The organism is Neisseria sp., assembly GCF_030527965.1.
Lineage (GTDB): Bacteria > Pseudomonadota > Gammaproteobacteria > Burkholderiales > Neisseriaceae > Neisseria.
In genome coordinates, this window is the sequence record NZ_JAUMZU010000001.1 from 170,561 (window position 1) to 186,100 (window position 15,540).

General features: G+C 47.7%; 15 protein-coding genes. 8 read left to right on the forward strand and 7 right to left on the reverse strand.

Annotated elements, in window-relative coordinates:
- Positions 1-2 precede the first annotated feature (2 nt).
- The gene (gene rbbA, locus Q4A84_RS00840; protein WP_303087032.1) at positions 3-2,846 is read left to right on the forward strand and encodes a ribosome-associated ATPase/putative transporter RbbA; all 2,844 of its coding nucleotides are present in this window, start codon (positions 3-5) and stop codon (positions 2,844-2,846) included.
- Positions 2,847-2,880: 34 nt separating this feature from the next.
- Positions 2,881-4,008, forward strand: a complete 1,128-nt coding sequence (locus tag Q4A84_RS00845) for an ABC transporter permease (protein WP_303087033.1) — start codon at positions 2,881-2,883, stop codon at positions 4,006-4,008.
- Positions 4,009-4,108: 100 nt separating this feature from the next.
- Here Q4A84_RS00845 and Q4A84_RS00850 read toward each other — a convergent pair whose 3' ends face one another.
- The gene (locus Q4A84_RS00850) at positions 4,109-4,675 is read right to left on the reverse strand and encodes a DUF1440 domain-containing protein (RefSeq protein WP_303087034.1); all 567 of its coding nucleotides are present in this window, start codon (positions 4,673-4,675) and stop codon (positions 4,109-4,111) included.
- A gap of 267 nt (positions 4,676-4,942) precedes the next feature.
- Between Q4A84_RS00850 and Q4A84_RS00855 the strand changes: the two genes are divergently transcribed.
- Positions 4,943-6,415: an efflux transporter outer membrane subunit gene (locus Q4A84_RS00855; protein WP_303087035.1), complete on the forward strand. Its 1,473-nt coding sequence runs from the start codon at positions 4,943-4,945 to the stop codon at positions 6,413-6,415.
- 30 nt (positions 6,416-6,445) lie between these two features.
- On the opposite strand, the gene Q4A84_RS00860 is transcribed toward Q4A84_RS00855, so the two are convergent.
- From Q4A84_RS00860 to bioH, 3 genes are all read right to left on the reverse strand, one after another.
- On the reverse strand, positions 6,446-7,345 hold the full coding sequence (locus tag Q4A84_RS00860; protein WP_303087036.1) for a patatin-like phospholipase family protein: 900 nt from the start codon (positions 7,343-7,345) through the stop codon (positions 6,446-6,448).
- Positions 7,346-7,463: 118 nt separating this feature from the next.
- The gene (locus tag Q4A84_RS00865; protein ID WP_303087037.1) at positions 7,464-8,276 is read right to left on the reverse strand and encodes a trans-aconitate 2-methyltransferase; all 813 of its coding nucleotides are present in this window, start codon (positions 8,274-8,276) and stop codon (positions 7,464-7,466) included.
- 40 nt (positions 8,277-8,316) lie between these two features.
- Positions 8,317-9,072: a pimeloyl-ACP methyl ester esterase BioH gene (gene bioH / locus Q4A84_RS00870; RefSeq protein WP_303087038.1), complete on the reverse strand. Its 756-nt coding sequence runs from the start codon at positions 9,070-9,072 to the stop codon at positions 8,317-8,319.
- On the opposite strand from bioH, the gene Q4A84_RS00875 reads away from it, so the two are divergent.
- The 5 genes from Q4A84_RS00875 (at position 9,071) to Q4A84_RS00895 (ending at position 12,465) form a co-directional block, all read left to right on the forward strand.
- Positions 9,071-9,775, forward strand: coding sequence for a ComF family protein (locus Q4A84_RS00875; RefSeq protein ID WP_303087039.1), 705 nt, complete (start codon positions 9,071-9,073; stop codon positions 9,773-9,775). The genes bioH and Q4A84_RS00875 overlap by 2 nt on opposite strands.
- A 50-nt stretch (positions 9,776-9,825) precedes the next feature.
- Positions 9,826-10,290, forward strand: coding sequence for a tRNA (uridine(34)/cytosine(34)/5-carboxymethylaminomethyluridine(34)-2'-O)-methyltransferase TrmL (gene trmL, locus Q4A84_RS00880; RefSeq protein ID WP_303087040.1), 465 nt, complete (start codon positions 9,826-9,828; stop codon positions 10,288-10,290).
- A 77-nt stretch (positions 10,291-10,367) separates the two neighbouring features.
- Positions 10,368-11,081: a septal ring lytic transglycosylase RlpA family protein gene (locus Q4A84_RS00885; RefSeq protein WP_303087041.1), complete on the forward strand. Its 714-nt coding sequence runs from the start codon at positions 10,368-10,370 to the stop codon at positions 11,079-11,081.
- Positions 11,082-11,160: 79 nt separating this feature from the next.
- The gene (ruvA, locus tag Q4A84_RS00890; protein ID WP_303087042.1) at positions 11,161-11,739 is read left to right on the forward strand and encodes a Holliday junction branch migration protein RuvA; all 579 of its coding nucleotides are present in this window, start codon (positions 11,161-11,163) and stop codon (positions 11,737-11,739) included.
- A gap of 141 nt (positions 11,740-11,880) precedes the next feature.
- Entirely contained in the window at positions 11,881-12,465 is a 585-nt protein-coding gene (locus tag Q4A84_RS00895; protein WP_303087043.1) for an O-methyltransferase, read from the forward strand.
- 171 nt (positions 12,466-12,636) lie between these two features.
- Here the strand turns inward: Q4A84_RS00895 and Q4A84_RS00900 are convergent, their stop codons facing one another.
- The 3 genes from Q4A84_RS00900 to Q4A84_RS00910 all read right to left on the reverse strand — a co-directional run bounded on the left by Q4A84_RS00900 (position 12,637) and on the right by Q4A84_RS00910 (position 15,313).
- Complete coding sequence (locus Q4A84_RS00900) at positions 12,637-13,392, reverse strand: DUF4336 domain-containing protein (protein WP_303087044.1); 756 nt, start codon at positions 13,390-13,392, stop codon at positions 12,637-12,639.
- Between the two features lie 144 nt (positions 13,393-13,536).
- Entirely contained in the window at positions 13,537-14,088 is a 552-nt protein-coding gene (locus Q4A84_RS00905) for a hypothetical protein (RefSeq protein ID WP_303087045.1), read from the reverse strand.
- Between the two features lie 208 nt (positions 14,089-14,296).
- The gene (locus Q4A84_RS00910) at positions 14,297-15,313 is read right to left on the reverse strand and encodes a linear amide C-N hydrolase (protein WP_303087046.1); all 1,017 of its coding nucleotides are present in this window, start codon (positions 15,311-15,313) and stop codon (positions 14,297-14,299) included.
- Between the last annotated feature and the right edge of the window lie 227 nt (positions 15,314-15,540).

The window sequence follows — 15,540 nt, forward strand, 5'->3', positions numbered from 1 at the left end:
TCATGATGAATAGCCAAGAAACTGCTGTTTCCCTCCAATCCGTATCACATCATTACGGCAAAGTCCGCGCGCTGAACGACATATCGTTTTCCTTGCCGCGCGGCGTTACCGTAGGCCTAATCGGGCCGGACGGCGTAGGCAAATCGACTTTGCTCTCACTGATTGCCGGCGTACGGATTATCCAAACAGGCACGGTCGACGTGTTGGGCGGCGATATGGCCGATAAGGCCGTGCGGCAGGAAATGTCACACCGCATCGCCTACATGCCGCAGGGTTTGGGTAAAAACCTTTACCCGACGCTTTCCGTTTATGAAAACGTCGATTTCCACGCGCGGCTGTTCGGGCTTAAAGCGAAAGAACGCAAAACCCGAATCGGCAGGCTGCTGGAAGCAACCGGACTGGCGCCCTTTCCTGATCGGGCGGCAGGCAAACTTTCCGGCGGGATGAAGCAAAAGCTGAGCTTGTGTTGCGCCCTTGTACATTCGCCCGACCTGCTGATTCTTGATGAGCCGACCACTGGTGTCGACCCTCTGTCAAGGCGCCAATTCTGGTCGCTGGTCAATGATTTGCTCCATGAAACCAGCGGCATGACCGTTATTGTTGCTACGGCTTATATCGATGAAGCGGAACAATTCCAGCATTTGCTGGCAATGGACGACGGCAAGCTGTTGGTAAACGCCCCTACCAATGAAGTCATGGCGCGTTACGGCGCCCGTACGCTGGAAGAAGCCTATGTCAAAATGCTGCCGGAGGAAAAGCAACAAGGAGCTGGCGCTTTGGAAATTACCCCGTTTATCGCCGACCCGAACTCTCCCCCTGCTATGGAAGCCCATAACCTGACCAAGCGTTTCGGACAGTTTACCGCAGTTGACCATGTCAGCTTCAAAATTGAAAAAGGTGAAATTTTTGGCTTTCTGGGCTCCAACGGCTGCGGCAAATCAACTACGATGAAAATGCTTACCGGCCTGCTGCCCGCCACCGAAGGAAGCGCCGAATTGCTTGGGCAACCGATTAATGCTGGTAATCTGGCAACACGGATGCGCGTGGGTTATATGTCGCAAGCGTTTTCGCTATATGAAGAGCTGACGGTACGTCAAAACCTTGAATTGCATGCCAAACTCTATCAGATGGGCGACGCAAGCGCGCAAGCGGTGGAAGATGCGCTGACTCAATTCGATTTAAGCACGGTGGCTGATACCAAGCCTTCTTCCCTACCACTGGGCATCCGCCAGCGCCTTCAGCTAGCAGCCGCCTGTCTGCATCATCCGGAGGTATTGATTCTGGACGAGCCGACCTCCGGTGTCGACCCGGCCGCACGCGATATGTTTTGGCGCACGCTGCTGAAATTATCGCGCCAAGACCGCATTACCATCTTTGTTTCCACTCATTTTATGAACGAAGTCGACCGCTGCGATCGCATCTCGCTCATGCACCGTGGGCGAGTGCTCGCTGTCGGCACGCCTAAAGAAGTAGTAGAGAAAAGCGGCAAAGAAAATACAGAAGAAGCGTTTATCTATTATCTGGAACAAGATGCTGTAAGAGAAGCGCAAGAAGAAGGCCTGTCTGAAAAAGCAGTGCCCGCCCCTACTTTGCCTATAGAAAACGAAAAGGCCAACTTATTCGAGCAAACGGCCGCGTCTGCTAGCGACCCTCAGCAACAAACAACTGGTTTAAGCCTGTCTGAAAAATCGATAGGCGACAAACAACGCCGCACTCGTTCGCTTAAATATTGGTTTTCCACCGTACGCACCTTTGCTGCGCGCGAAGCGAAAGAATTGCTGCGTGACCGTATCCGGTTGTTTTTCGCCGCCTTCGGCCCGGTGATTATGTTGGCCTCTATCGGCTGGGCGATTTCGTTTGATGTAAACGAGCTCAAATATGCGGTACTCGATCACGACCAATCTTCTGAAAGCCGCCGAGTGGTTGAATATTTCCGTGGGTCGTCGTACTTCCAAGAAATGCCGCCACCCGCAGGTCTGCGCAATGCCGAAGCTATGCTCAAAAGCCACCGCGTTTCGCTGGTGCTGGATATTCCTGCCGGTTTCGGGCGCCGCGCCAGCCAAGTTGAACAGCCGGAAATAGGCGTGTATATCGACGGGGTCGAGCCTTTTAACGCGGCGGCCATCTCCAACTATGTTTCCGCCATAATGAACAGTTATAACAAAGAGGTGCTGAAAGAACGCGGCATCGAGCTGCCTACATATGCTGAGCTGGCTCCCCGCTTTATGTATAATCAAGATTTCAAAAGCGTTAATGCTGTTACGCCTAATGTAATTATGCTAGTGCTGATGATGATACCCGCCATCATGACGGCGCTGTCTGTTGTTCGGGAACGCGAAATCGGATCTATTGCCAATTTATATGCCAGCCCTGCCGCTGTGTCACAATATTTGATTGGCAAGCAAATTCCTTATCTGGTGATAGGACTGTTCAATTTTGCTATTTTGTCTATGATGTTAGTGCTTTGGTTCGGCGTACCCTTGAAAGGCTCGTTGATCGCCCTTGTCTTGGGTTCGCTGCTGTACACCAGTTCATCGACTGCGCTAGGGCTGTTAATTTCATCGTTCACCAAATCGCAAACCGCTGCTTTCTTTATTGCTTCTCTCGGTACTATGATTCCGACGATAAACTTTTCCGGGATGAAGTATCCCGTTTCCTCTATGAGCGGCGGTGCCTATGTCATGGGCATGGGTTTTCCCGCTTCATGGTTTCAACGCATCAGCATGGGCGGCTTTACCAAGGGTTTGGGCATCACAGACTTTGCTACAGAATATGCCGCACTTGCTGCCTTCGGCACCGCTTATTTATTGCTGGCATGCATATTATTAAAAAAACAGGAAAAGTAGACCACCTACCGCAACCAACCGATGAAAGTCGACCATGCAAACTTTAAAAAACACAGCCTCCCTTTGTTATAAAGAGTTGCGTAGCCTGTTGGGAGATACAACGCTGGTAATTCTGATTATTTGGGTATTTACCGCCCTGATTTATTCCACCGCCACCGGTGCCACCACCGATGTGAATCATGCCGGCATCGGTATTATCGATCTAGATCAAAGCCAGCTTACCCGACGCATCAGCGATGCGATGCTACCGCCGCATTTCCAAAAACCCATCAGCGTGAAGCGCGAAGAGGTAGATGATTTGATGGATAAAAGTAAGCTGGTATTCGTGCTTGAATTTCCGCCCAATTTTCAGCACGACCTGGAAGCTGGTCGCACGCCCAAAGTTCAATTGCTAACGGATGCCACCACTATGACTCAGTCAGGCCAAGGGCAAAATTATATTGCACAGATTCTACAAGACGAAATCACCCGATTTCTGCATCTGAAAGGAGTAGCCGTTAAGTTAATGCCCGTTAAACCGGTTATTAACATTCAATTTAACCCCAACAGAGAGAGCAGCTGGTTATCTTCGGTAATGGAAGTGGATAACATGATTGCTTTGATTACACTGGTGCTGGTCGGTGCGGCTATTATCCGCGAACGTGAGCAGGGCACCATTGAGCACTTACTGGTAATGCCCGTGACTGCTACAGAAATCGTATTGTCTAAGATTCTGTCCAATGGATTGGTTGTTTGTACTGCTGCAACGCTATCACTTTATTTTATGGCGGGAAAAGTCATCGGCGTTCCTATCGTTGGATCGTTTCCTCTTTATGTTTTGGGTGTAATATTGTTTATGTTTTCTGTTTCTTCACTGGCGGTCATGCTGGCCACATTAGCGCCTACCATGCCGCAATACAGTTTGTTGATGATGCCGACTTATATCGTCGCATTGATGTTTTCCGGTTCGTCTTCGCCGCGCAGCAATATGCCTGAAGCGGCACAAGCCATCAGCGAATATTGGCCGACCACGCTATTTGCCAAGTTTGCACAAAATGTGGTGTTTCGCGGCGCAGGCGTAGAAACGGTATGGCCACAGTTGGTAGGCTTAGCGGTTACCGGCGGAATATTTCTGCTGTTTGCGTTAAGCCGGTTTAGAAAAATGCTGGAGAAGCAAGGCTAAAAGCCGATTTGATATTCAGACAGGCTTTTGATGGATACACGGTCAATCATATTAAACAACGAAACGCATGCCATCCAAAATGCCTGTCTGAAAAGTTTGATTAGCGTGATACCCAATCGCCTTTGATAGGACGGGCAAAATAAGCGAGTACGGCAATCATGCACACCTCAATAGCAACCGACCAATAAATGTGACCGAGGATTTCACTCCAAAGCTCGGCCTGATTAAGATTCCACAACCATCCTGTGGCACCATCTGCATAAGCCGGATTCCGGAAGCCCAGCAACGGAATCAGAAAACCGTGCATCACAATGGTAATGATAAGACCGTAAAGCGCACCGTACCACAAACGGATTTTCGGCCAATAAACCGAGCCGACTACATATACAAAAGCGAAGGCAAAACTGAACAGCCAGTGATACAAAGTAACCGCCCCCGGAATAGTAATGCCCTGGTAAACATAATCCAATGAATGCGAATTAAAACCCAAAGGCCCGAGCCAAGCATCAATATGGGCACCCGGAGGAGAAATTTCTCCCTTCATGCGGGGCGGCATATTTACTTCCGAACCCCATTTTACCAACGAGCTGAAAAAGCCACCGACAAGCGTAGTCCAAATAATGATCTGGGCATTGGAAGAAGATTTGCGGTATTCGGTTTCAGACATGGGAAACTCCTTAAAATTATGGTTTTGAAAAGTAACTCTAATTGAGGTTATGTTCTGACTATGAAACTAAGCAAACGTTCCCTGAAATCCCATATTGCATAAAAAGAATTTATTTTATGCAAAATGATACCTCAGTTTCGATAAAAACGCTGGCTTGCCAGAAAAAATGGCATAGAAATGTATTCGACATTAAGAAGCATCGCAAAGCCTGACAACCAACGCCGAATCAGGTTGAAAACGCAGAACATTTAGATTAAGGATATTGATATGACATCAAAAAGTTTACTTTTCACCGGTAGCATACTGACTCTGCTGTTGGCCGCCTGTCAAAACACCCGCATACCGCTTGACAGTGAAATCCAGCTGCCCCAGGCATTCGAAGCCTCTGCAACAGCAAAAGGCAGCGAGGAAATCGGCAGCTGGTGGCAGCAATGGCATGATCCTGTGCTTAGCAATCTGATTGAGCAAGGTTTGCGGCAAAACCATGATATCCGCATCGCCCGCAGCCGCCTGCAGGAAGCACGTGCCAACACCCGTTTGGCCGAAGCCGATAAAGGTCCAAGTGCAAACTTAAGCGCCAAAGGATCCCGTATGAATTCCCGAATCAATAATCCGTTGAATGAGCAAATCCGTTCCGCCTTGGGGCAAAACCCGCAGGCCGCCGCCCTGTCAGCCGACCATTTCAGCTTGAAAGGCAACAGCCTTACCGGCGGCTTGACCGCATCGTGGGAACCGGATATTTTTGGTCAAAAGCGAAGCGATGCCGATGCCGCGTACTATGCTCAAATGGGAGCGCAGGAACAAGTTTATGGCGCTCAAATGCTGGTAGCTGCAGAAATTGCCGATAATTATTTTAAAGCACGCGCCGCCCAAATGCGTTTGAAAACCGCGGAAAACACCATTATTACGCTACAGCGGATGCTCCGTTACGTTGAAGGCCGTTTCAAAGCAGGTCAAACAACCGCCTACGAAATAGAACAAGTCCGCACTCAGCTCACATCAGCTCAAGCCAAACAAAGTACCATTAATGCTGAATATGCAGCTTATGTACGCAATATTGCGGTTCTGACCGGACAAACATCACAAGGCTTTACCCTGCCCATCAGTCAAATCAACATATTGGCCAACCAACCTGCGGCACCTAGCGGTCAAACACCGCAAGGCTTGCTTGAACGTCGGCCCGATATCCGTGCCAACGCCGCACAAGTCAACGCCTATGCGGCCAAGTTAGCCAGTGCCAAAGCCGACTTATTACCTCGTTTTTCCATCAACTTTCTCGGACAAGGTACGATTAGCATCGATAGCGCGTCCGATTTAAAAGGCTGGGGCAGCCTTTTATCGGCAAACATACAGGTTCCTATTTTTACCAACGGCCGCATTAAAGCCAATATCGACGCTGCCGATGCCCGTCTGAAAACCGCTCTGCTTCAATATGACCAAACACTGCTCAAAGCACTAAGCGAAGTTGACACCGCATACCAAACCGAAAATGCACAAGGCCGTCAAAGCATATTGCTAAGCAGTGCATACAAACAAGCCGCAAAGCAAGCAACAGATGCTGAAAAGCTATTCCGTTACGGCAATAAAACCTTGGACAACACCCTAACCGCCCGCCTAAATGCAGAGCAGACGCAAGAAAACCTCATCCAATCCCGCCTCGCCCATGCACAGACCATGCTCGGGCTATATAAAGCATTAGGGGGCGGTTGGTCGATAGATAGTAAAGGAAATACTCGATAGGTATTGAAAATATATCTGTAAAAATAACAACTAATATCGATATGCTGCCAATTTGCGCTTAATTTCCGGTAATGCGGCTTGGGCGGCTTGTTCGCCGAGCTGAATGGCTTTGGTTTTTTGATCAAAACCGCCGACGGAGCCGAGCTCTTGTACTTGCGGTTTGATAATCACATTGGCTTGGCGCAGCTGGTATTCTAAGGCAGGAGCACTCATGATGTTGAGGCTTTGGTCGAGATAGGCAAAAAAGCCGGAGCCGCTTTCAAGTTTGGCCGGTTTAGCCGAAATATCAACCGCAATGACGAAATTGGCGCCTAACGTACGGGCAGCGGTAACGGGCACCGGAGCTGAAAGGCCGCCGTCAACGTATTTATGGCTGCCGACCACGGTAGGCTGGAAAACGTTGGGAATGCTGGCGGAAGCGCGCACGGCTTGACCGGTGTTGCCTGAATTGAAGGCAATGGCTTTGCCAGAGCTGAAATCGGTGGCGACTGCGGCAAATTTTATGGGTAGTTTTTGAATGGGACGGTTGCCGACTTTATGATTAATGAATTGTTCCAGTTTTTCGCCTTTGATAAAGCCGCTGGTAGAAAGGGTTAAATCGACCAAGTCGGTTTTATTGAGAATTTCGGCTTCCAATTCGAGCCGATCGGGCGACATGCCGGAAGCGTAAAGACTGCCGACAATGGCTCCGGCGCTGGTTCCTGTAATGATGTTGACTGGAATATTGTTAGCTCTGAGCACTTTCAATACGCCGATATGGGCAAATCCTTTGGATGCGCCGCCGCCAAGCGCAAGACCGATGATAGCTTTAGGCTTTTCCGCCGTCGTAGGGGCGGGTTGTGCAGGCGGATTCGATGAGTGAAAAAGCGTGCAGCCGCTGAAGGAAAAAATGATCGTGGCCAGCAGAATGCGTTTGGTACGGAATAACATGTTTGTCAATCCTGTATTGAAATAGTTTGATGGAGTGAAAAGGTTTTTCAGACAGGCATTATAATGGTTGAAATGAAAACCGACGTTATCTTGTGTAAGCCATGTTTTTGTCTGTGCCCTACTCTTTCGAGCTTTTGGCTTTTTGCTCACCCTTCACCTTCGGATAAAACTGCACAGGGCTCGCTCCTTCCGGCAATACGGCCTTTTTCACGGCATGGCCGTATATGGTTTCTAAAGTGATGCTGAAGTTACCTGCTTCAATGGCTTGAGTTATCAGACGACGGGCGGCATCAGGGTCGCTAAATGAGAGGGCATTCCAGATGCCAAGGATTTCCATATCCTGCCAAAAAGAAGCTGCGCTGGCATAGCTCAATTCGAGCTTGGAGGTATCTGTAATCGGGTCGTAAAAGCCGTTTTCCAAGAGCATGTCGCCCAAATCGTGCATATCAACCAGCGACGGGGCGCTGACTTCGATGCCGTGTGTTTTCAGACAAGCATAAAGGCTTTGCAGGCTGTCGATGCCGAAATGGGTAAAAAACAACAAGCCGTCTGGTTTGAGGGCCTGCGCCCAGTTACGGAATACAGGCGGCAGCTCGGGGGCCGTTATCAGGCTGAGGTTGGCCCATAAGAAATCGGCGCATGCTTCAGGGAAAGGGTCGGTCATACTTTGATGGTGCTGCGGTATGATTTTTCCGCTGAGTCTGGCCAACAGGCCGTTTTTGCGGCGGGCTGCAGCGGCCTCTAAGAATGTTGCGCGCAAATCGTATTCGCTAAACGTGGCTTTGGGATAACGCGAGGCTAAAAGGCTGCGGCTGATGTCGGCATCGGCACCGGCCAATAGAATATGCTGCGGCGCTTTGCGCACTAATTGCAACCGCTCATCGGTATGTTGAGCGAGATGACGATGTATGAGCCAGCGATCGGTATTCATGATTCGGCTTTCTTACAAGATTTGATTTATCTGCTGGTTTTCAGACAGGCTTTGGATTCGATTCTATAAAATGGGTTAGCAATTCGGTAAATTCGGCGACATGGCTCAAAAAAGGCGCATGAGCTGCTTTTTCGATCAGATTTAGCCGCGCATCGGGCAAATTGCGTGCTAAATATTCTCCCATGCGTGGTGGCGAGATGGTATCTTTAGAGCCGTAAATCAGGCAAACAGGTTGCCCAATACCGGATAGCAACGGCCGTGCATCGGCTTCAGCCAAAGCATCCAATGCGCTTTGCAACGCAGCAGGCGCCCCCCGGTTGATGATATCTGGCAACACTTTTTCCAAAATGCCGGTTTGATCTTTCGCATGCATAAACTGCAACTGTAGAAACTGTTTCATATATTTGTGATAATCTTGCTGAAACAGCGCTACCATTTTGCCCAAAGCCGGGTTGCTCAGCCCTTCTGGATAATCCGGCTCGGCGCGGAATTTCGCAAAACTGGCGGTAAGGCAAAGCGCACGGACTTTTTCAGGATAACGGCTGGCAATGTAGAGCGAAACCAAGCCGCCGAGCGACCAACCGAGTAAATAAGAAGGTTCGGTAATCCGTTCGGCAAGCGTTTCAGCGGCAGAGACTACATCAAAATAACCTTCCAGAGGCGCTTGGCCGTGACCAGGCAAATCAAACGCCTGAATCCGCCATGTATCGGGCAAGCGTGGAATGAGATCGTCAAAAATATGGCGGTTAGCTGCCCAACCGTGAATCAGCACAAGATTTTTTTCAGGGGATGTCATGGGGTTTCTTTCTTTCAGGCCTTTGCCGGTAGAAGCCTGCTTATTATGCCACGATTCGGCGGCGCGCAACGGGCTGTGCAATGCCTGTCTGAAAGACTTGCGCGTCTTGGCAACCGACCCGTCAAAAGTCTGCCCTCGTTGCAGCGGAATCGGCCACGGAACCTTATGCGGGCAATGCCAGCAAACTCCTCCGCCGTTTGAACGTTTGTGGGCATCCGCAGAATACGCACCGCCGCTAAGCGGCATCTTGCATCAGTTTAAACATAAACGCGATAGTTCGCTGGTGCAACCGCTGGCCGAATTAATGGCTGCTTTACCGCCTCCGTGGTTGAAAGAAATTAAAATCGACAGCGTCTTGGCCATGCCGCTGAGCCACGAGCGGCGATTGTCTCGCGGATTCAATCAGTGCGACGAATTAACGGCGCTGTTGGCTCGGCGTTTTGGATGGGATGTACTACCGCACACAACGGTTTTCAGACAGGCATCCGTGCCGCAGAGTACGCTTCCGTTATCAAAAAGACGCCAAAATGTACGCGGTTTATTCCGGGTTGCCAACAATGTTAATAAACGTAATTTGCTGTTAATCGACGACGTAGTAACCAGCGGTACTACCTTAAGCGAACTCGCCCGAGAGCTACAAAAGACGGGGAATAAGCGCATTTTCTGCTGGACGCTGGCCCGAGCTAAAATGAAAAATTCTTGATGAACTAAGCACTTATCCAGTATAGTTCGTCTGCTTGACGATGGAACCATATGTTTACCGTAGTTTTATACCAACCTGAAATCCCGCCGAATACAGGCAATATCATAAGATTATGCGCCAATACTGGCATCGCGTTGCACTTAGTCAAACCGCTCGGATTTCCGCTTGATTCGGCCAAAATGAAACGAGCAGGGTTGGATTATCACGAATTCGCCTCGGTAACCGTACACGAAAATTTCGATGCCTGTCTGAAAGCCCTGCAAGGTCGGCGTATTTTTGCGCTGACCACCAAAGGCACCTGCCGCTACGACCAAACCGCTTTTCTGCCTGGAGATGTATTTCTCTTCGGTCCGGAAACACGAGGCCTGCCGGCCGAAATACTGAACGACTTGCCCGAAAATCAGAAGCTAAGGCTTCCGATGCTAGCGCAAAGCCGAAGTATGAACCTTTCAAATACCGTTGCCGTGATGGTTTTCGAAGCATGGCGGCAACATGGTTTCAGCGGTGGCCAATAGCCTGCCCTACTTCAATAACCGTAAAAGAACAATAACAAAAGCGGTTTGCGTTATCGACTCAAGAATAGGATTCTGTTTTGACTAAAGCTACCCACTACTTGTTATCCGGCTCACTAGCCGCCGCCCTCGCCTTGGCGAGCACTTCTTCTTTCGCTCTCGACCGTTTGGTTTCTGAAAATCAAATCAAATCCGAGCCGCTGATTAAGGCGGCCAATATGAGCTACACCGTGCGCGGTATGCGTTACACCCCAGTCAAACAAGTTAAAACCTTTAGTCAAACAGGCAAAGCCTCATGGTACGGCCCCGGATTCAACGGTAAAAAAACCGCCAGCGGCGAACGTTTCGACATGCATGCCTATACTGCGGCACACAAAACGCTGCCGATTCCCAGCTACGCCAAAGTAACCAATCTTTCCAATGGCAAAAGTGTGATTGTGCGTATTAACGACCGCGGCCCGTTTCATGGCAACCGCGTGATTGACTTATCAAAAGGCGCCGCATCGAAAATTGGCTTTTCCGGTGTCGCTAATGTGCGTGTAGAGCAAGTGGTTCCCGGTCAAATGGCAGAACAAGCCGAACAGATTTATGTTAGATTGGCCGCGTTTAACGACGAACGATCTGCACAAGATTATATGAGCCGAACCAACGAGCGTTTGAAAACAGCCTCTTCCGATCATCGTGCTGTAACCGAGCGCAAAGACGGTCAATATATCGTCAAACTGGGGCCGTTTGCCAAACAAGAGCAAGCCGACAATGCGCGCCAAACCGCAATAGCGCAAAGCTCGATTTAAAACGTTTTTATTTCATATGATGTTTCAGACAGGCATTTGACAAAATGCCTGTCTGAAATACGTTTAAGGGATAAGATTAATGATAGGCAGACTTACTGGTAGGCTGATTGAAAAGTTGCCGCCGCAGGTTGTGATTGATGTTAACGGCGTGGGCTACGAAGTAGATGTATCCATGCAAACTTTTTATATGCTACCCGCGTTGAATGAAACCGTACAGCTATATACGCAACTGGTGGTGCGCGAGGATGCCCATCTGTTATTCGGCTTTGCTACTACCGAAGAACGCGCTACCTTCCGCCAGCTGGTTAAAGTCAGCGGTATCGGCGCCAAAACAGCGCTTGGCATACTCAGCGCTATGAGTGCCGGAGAGCTGGCTCAGGCAGTGGCTGAAGAAGATGTCAAACGCCTTTCTTCCGCACCCGGCATCGGCAAAAAAACAGCCGAACGCATGATATTGGAGCTGCGCGGCAAACTGGTTGCGGGCGATAGTTCCGGGTCGCCCTCCCCTGCTCCGGCAGATGAAACCGACGATATCGTCAATACCTTATTGGCTTTAGGTTATAACGAGCGGGAAGCAAAAGCTTCCGTAAAAGGGATTCCCGCTGGTACCGACGTGAGCGAAGGCGTTCGGTTGGCTTTGAAAAATTTGTTACGCTAAAAAGAATCTAGCACTCTAAAATAAAAAAAATGCTGAAACAGATTAGCGTATGGCTAGGTTGTTTCAACTTTTTTATTCAGTATAAAAACTGGCTTAAATGACACCAATCAGCACATTTTTTATTTTTCACGGGAAAAAGCCATGAACTCCCAACGAAAAAGCTATATCGAACAATTATACCAACGCTATCATGCAGATGACGCCAAACAAACTGACCGCTTAAACCGCTGGCGCAGCATCGAACCTGAATCGGCAGAATTGCTGGCTCTGTTGATTATTGGCAAGCAAGCGAAGCGTTTATTGGAAATCGGTACATCCGGCGGCTATTCCACCCTATGGCTTGCTGACGCGGCGGAACAAACCGGAGGACACTTAACAACCATCGAAATAGAAGCTGGACGTTTGCAAACAGCGACAGCTCATTTAACGCAAGTCGGCTTAAGCGGCATAGTCACACCAATCTGCACCGACGCCCTGACATTCCTACAAGAAAATAAAACTTCTTACGATTGGATATTACTGGATGCGGAACGCCCTGCTTATGCATCGTATTGGGCATATTTAACGGAATGCCTCGCTGAAAAAGGCAGTATGCTGGTGGTAGACAATGTGATTTCACATCGTGAGCAAGTAAGTAGCTTTATCGCTTTAGTTCAAGAAGACAAGCGTTTTCAAAGCACCGTCTTACCGATTGGCGCAGGATTGTTTCTGATTGTTCGTTGTTAGGTTGATGGTCGTGTGAAAAAAGAGGAATCAATGCTACCTAAAAAATGGTTACAGGTACGAATATTGGCCTAGTAAGAAAGAATCTTAGCTACAACAGCCTTGACCAACGGTTATAGATATAGGGCTCTATTGATCAATCATTATTTAAAGACACCCATACTTTTGGTTGGGTTACTCATCCAACCATCGAAAAGAACGTTGCAATTCTTCTATCGCATTGGTTTCATAGCAACGCCCGTGTGCCAAAATAATTTTTTCCGGCTGCCAAGCCAATATTTTTGCCAAACTTGCCCGGGCTGCAGCTTTATCTTTAAAAGTGGTGCGCCAATCAATCGGCGCCTTACCATCAGGGTCGGAGATGCCCGCTAGTTTCATACTGCTCTTCCAAAAGTGGCTGCCGAATTTGTCGGTTTCAAAATTTTCAATTAAGTCAGCCAGAATCAATGTGCGACTGCCATAGTGAAAAAATACGGTTTCCTGCATAACTTGGCTGCCTTTAAATGGCAATTGGGCAATGTCATGATGCCATTGCGGTGGAGCTTCATCGCCCAAATCAGCGTCAAAGGTGATGGCGATATGTTGTGATTGCGCCCGCTCCCGCACGCCCATGCTCGCCCATGCAGTTGCTTGCGGATACAATTTTTTCCACTCTGGAATGTGAGCATAGTGAATCTTGTTGGGTGAAACCAAATAACGTACTTCGCCCAACTTATCGATTTCCTTCAGCAAGTTCTCGTTCGGCGCAATCGGTGAATGACACCACAAATTACCGTCGTGTAAACGTACCACCGTCATACGCGTACTGAATGGCACTTTAATACCTAGAGGAAAGCTCATATGGATAAGCTCGCCGTCTGCAATCCAAATGTTTTCTGCAATAGGCTTTAAAGTGTTTAGCGGATGATAGAGATAAATTTTATCGGTCATTTTTAATCCTATTAATCAGCTTCAGTGTTTATGTTATAAAGGACACGAAACTTGCGCATAAAATTCCCCAGAGTGGATAAAAATGCCATTTATTACCGACGACACAACATGCCGCGTGGATACAAAGACATGGCTGGCAGAATTCTATATCGGTAAGGCATTATTGTTCATCGTCCAGCAATCGGTAATTTTCTCATCGCTTATTTTGAGAAAATCCGCACCGACTTTGAAAAATACCTTATTACCCACTGTTGTGCTGATACGCCAATAGGCAGAAATCATATCACCGTCTCGAAAAGGCCCCAGCAGAGTTTCATATGTCAGCGTTTCATATTTTGCTCGAATGGTGGCAATCCAGTCTTTCGCTGTTAACTGATCAACAACCGGAGAAGGCGGAGGCGTTGAATCTGCCGTTAAATGGGCTTGAAAGTTCTGCGCCAAAATAGTATCGGTAAGTTCAAGCTGGCCGTTCCACATATCTGTCCAAGCTTTGTAAACGGTTTTAGTGTTGTTCATGGTTTCTCCAATATAAGTTTCTTTAAATGTTTGATAAAGAAAGCTGCCGCCATTTTTAATTAATCTGAATGGCATCAATTTATTTATCAACGGTAAATAACTATAACAAACATCTGCGCCAGTTTTTGACAGTAGCCTGCGCTTGATTGGCCCAATATCTTTTGAGATATTCTCGTGCACAAAGCAAGTCCATAGAAATATGGTTCGTCTCTCTTTATTGCCTCTTTTGACTAAACGCCGTACGCCTGAAGAATGGCTAATGGAGCCTACCAACTTTTCTTTACGTGCTAACGAGTGTGAGATCGTGACTCTAAAGATCTTGTTGCGTTAGAAAAATATAAACGATGCCTGTCTGAAATTTATTCAGACAGGCATCGTTAATTATAAATCAGGCTGCAAAGCTCATCGGATAGCGACTAATCCGATTGATGATTTCCGGGGTTAAATCCGAAGCCACGGATAAATAGCTTTGTTCCACCATTTTTTGATTCCATGCCAAATTAAACGGTGAAAATTTATCGGTCAAATCGCCGGTCGCAGAAGTGTTGATGTCCAACATTTGTCGATTTCGATAACGATCAACAATGCTTTGTAGCGACAAAACCTTCAGCTCGGGTTTATCCCGCGTCTTCAAATAAATTGTCAACTGTTCTAAATCGTAAACGATTGACCAATAAGTATAGCTATTCTCTGTATCTTGTTGGGTCATCCATTGGTAGCCGATATTATCGCTTTGATTGGTAAATGCTACTTTATCCAACAGATGAAATGCTTGTTGTACCGTCACCTTATCATTGATGCTGGATAGCGCCTGCGCAAGCAGCCGATAGCGTGCCACTGATATGTCTCTTTCGCTGGCAATCGGCTGAATAAAAGGCAGCTGGGCAGCTTGAATAGTCTTCTTGTGGTTGGTGTTGGTCAAAACATGATAAGTTTGATATTGATGAATAACTGGCCGCCCTTCAACACATTCCATCACCAAAGAGCGCCCTGTGCTGTCTGCCAGCGAATAATGCAACGGCATAAACTGTGCAAATGGCAATGTACTCTCCACATTGGCATAAACTTCCTCAATGCTACCAAAATTATCCAACTGATATTGAATCCATTGTAATTCGTTCAGCCCGCTGCTTAACGGCTTTGGTGGAAAATCGCCATCTTCATCAAACATCATGGCAACAACCAAGCCTTTTTCATTCATACCGCCTATTGGGAATTCACAGCCGAATTGGTTGAAAGTCAAGCTGGCATAACGACTAGTCCACCGTAATGTTTTTTGCATCGGATCAAGCAAAGTAAATTTGTTGATACCGCTCGGGTTTAATACAACATAGCCATGTCCAAAATAAAAATCATAATTCTGCCCAAACAAGCGGCTGCCATTGATAGCGTAAGTGGTACACATCGTTATATTCTTCCATTAACATTAAACTGAATTCATTCTGTTATTCAGTAATTCTACCTCTTTATAGCCTGCTCCTCTTTATAAAAAGAATAAATAACGGGCGCAGGTTCTGTGCATAAATTATCAATAACTGCCAATATATCGGCTATTATTGGTTTTTAAATCAAAATATACTGCCGACTCAGTAAACTAATAAAAAACATGTAAAAAATATCTACAACTATGCG

What these genes read in the sequence shown, in the direction of transcription:
- rbbA (WP_303087032.1), top strand. Translation starts at nt 3, where the DNA reads ATGATGAATAGCCAAGAAACTGCTGTTTCCCTCCAATCCGTATCACAT.
- Q4A84_RS00845 (WP_303087033.1), top strand. Translation starts at nt 2,881, where the DNA reads ATGCAAACTTTAAAAAACACAGCCTCCCTTTGTTATAAAGAGTTGCGT.
- Q4A84_RS00850 (WP_303087034.1), bottom strand. Translation starts at nt 4,675, where the DNA reads ATGTCTGAAACCGAATACCGCAAATCTTCTTCCAATGCCCAGATCATT.
- Q4A84_RS00855 (WP_303087035.1), top strand. Translation starts at nt 4,943, where the DNA reads ATGACATCAAAAAGTTTACTTTTCACCGGTAGCATACTGACTCTGCTG.
- Q4A84_RS00860 (WP_303087036.1), bottom strand. Translation starts at nt 7,345, where the DNA reads ATGTTATTCCGTACCAAACGCATTCTGCTGGCCACGATCATTTTTTCC.
- Q4A84_RS00865 (WP_303087037.1), bottom strand. Translation starts at nt 8,276, where the DNA reads ATGAATACCGATCGCTGGCTCATACATCGTCATCTCGCTCAACATACC.
- Q4A84_RS00875 (WP_303087039.1), top strand. Translation starts at nt 9,071, where the DNA reads ATGGGGTTTCTTTCTTTCAGGCCTTTGCCGGTAGAAGCCTGCTTATTA.
- bioH (WP_303087038.1), bottom strand. Translation starts at nt 9,072, where the DNA reads ATGACATCCCCTGAAAAAAATCTTGTGCTGATTCACGGTTGGGCAGCT.
- trmL (WP_303087040.1), top strand. Translation starts at nt 9,826, where the DNA reads ATGTTTACCGTAGTTTTATACCAACCTGAAATCCCGCCGAATACAGGC.
- ruvA (WP_303087042.1), top strand. Translation starts at nt 11,161, where the DNA reads ATGATAGGCAGACTTACTGGTAGGCTGATTGAAAAGTTGCCGCCGCAG.
- Q4A84_RS00895 (WP_303087043.1), top strand. Translation starts at nt 11,881, where the DNA reads ATGAACTCCCAACGAAAAAGCTATATCGAACAATTATACCAACGCTAT.
- Q4A84_RS00900 (WP_303087044.1), bottom strand. Translation starts at nt 13,392, where the DNA reads ATGACCGATAAAATTTATCTCTATCATCCGCTAAACACTTTAAAGCCT.
- Q4A84_RS00910 (WP_303087046.1), bottom strand. Translation starts at nt 15,313, where the DNA reads ATGTGTACCACTTACGCTATCAATGGCAGCCGCTTGTTTGGGCAGAAT.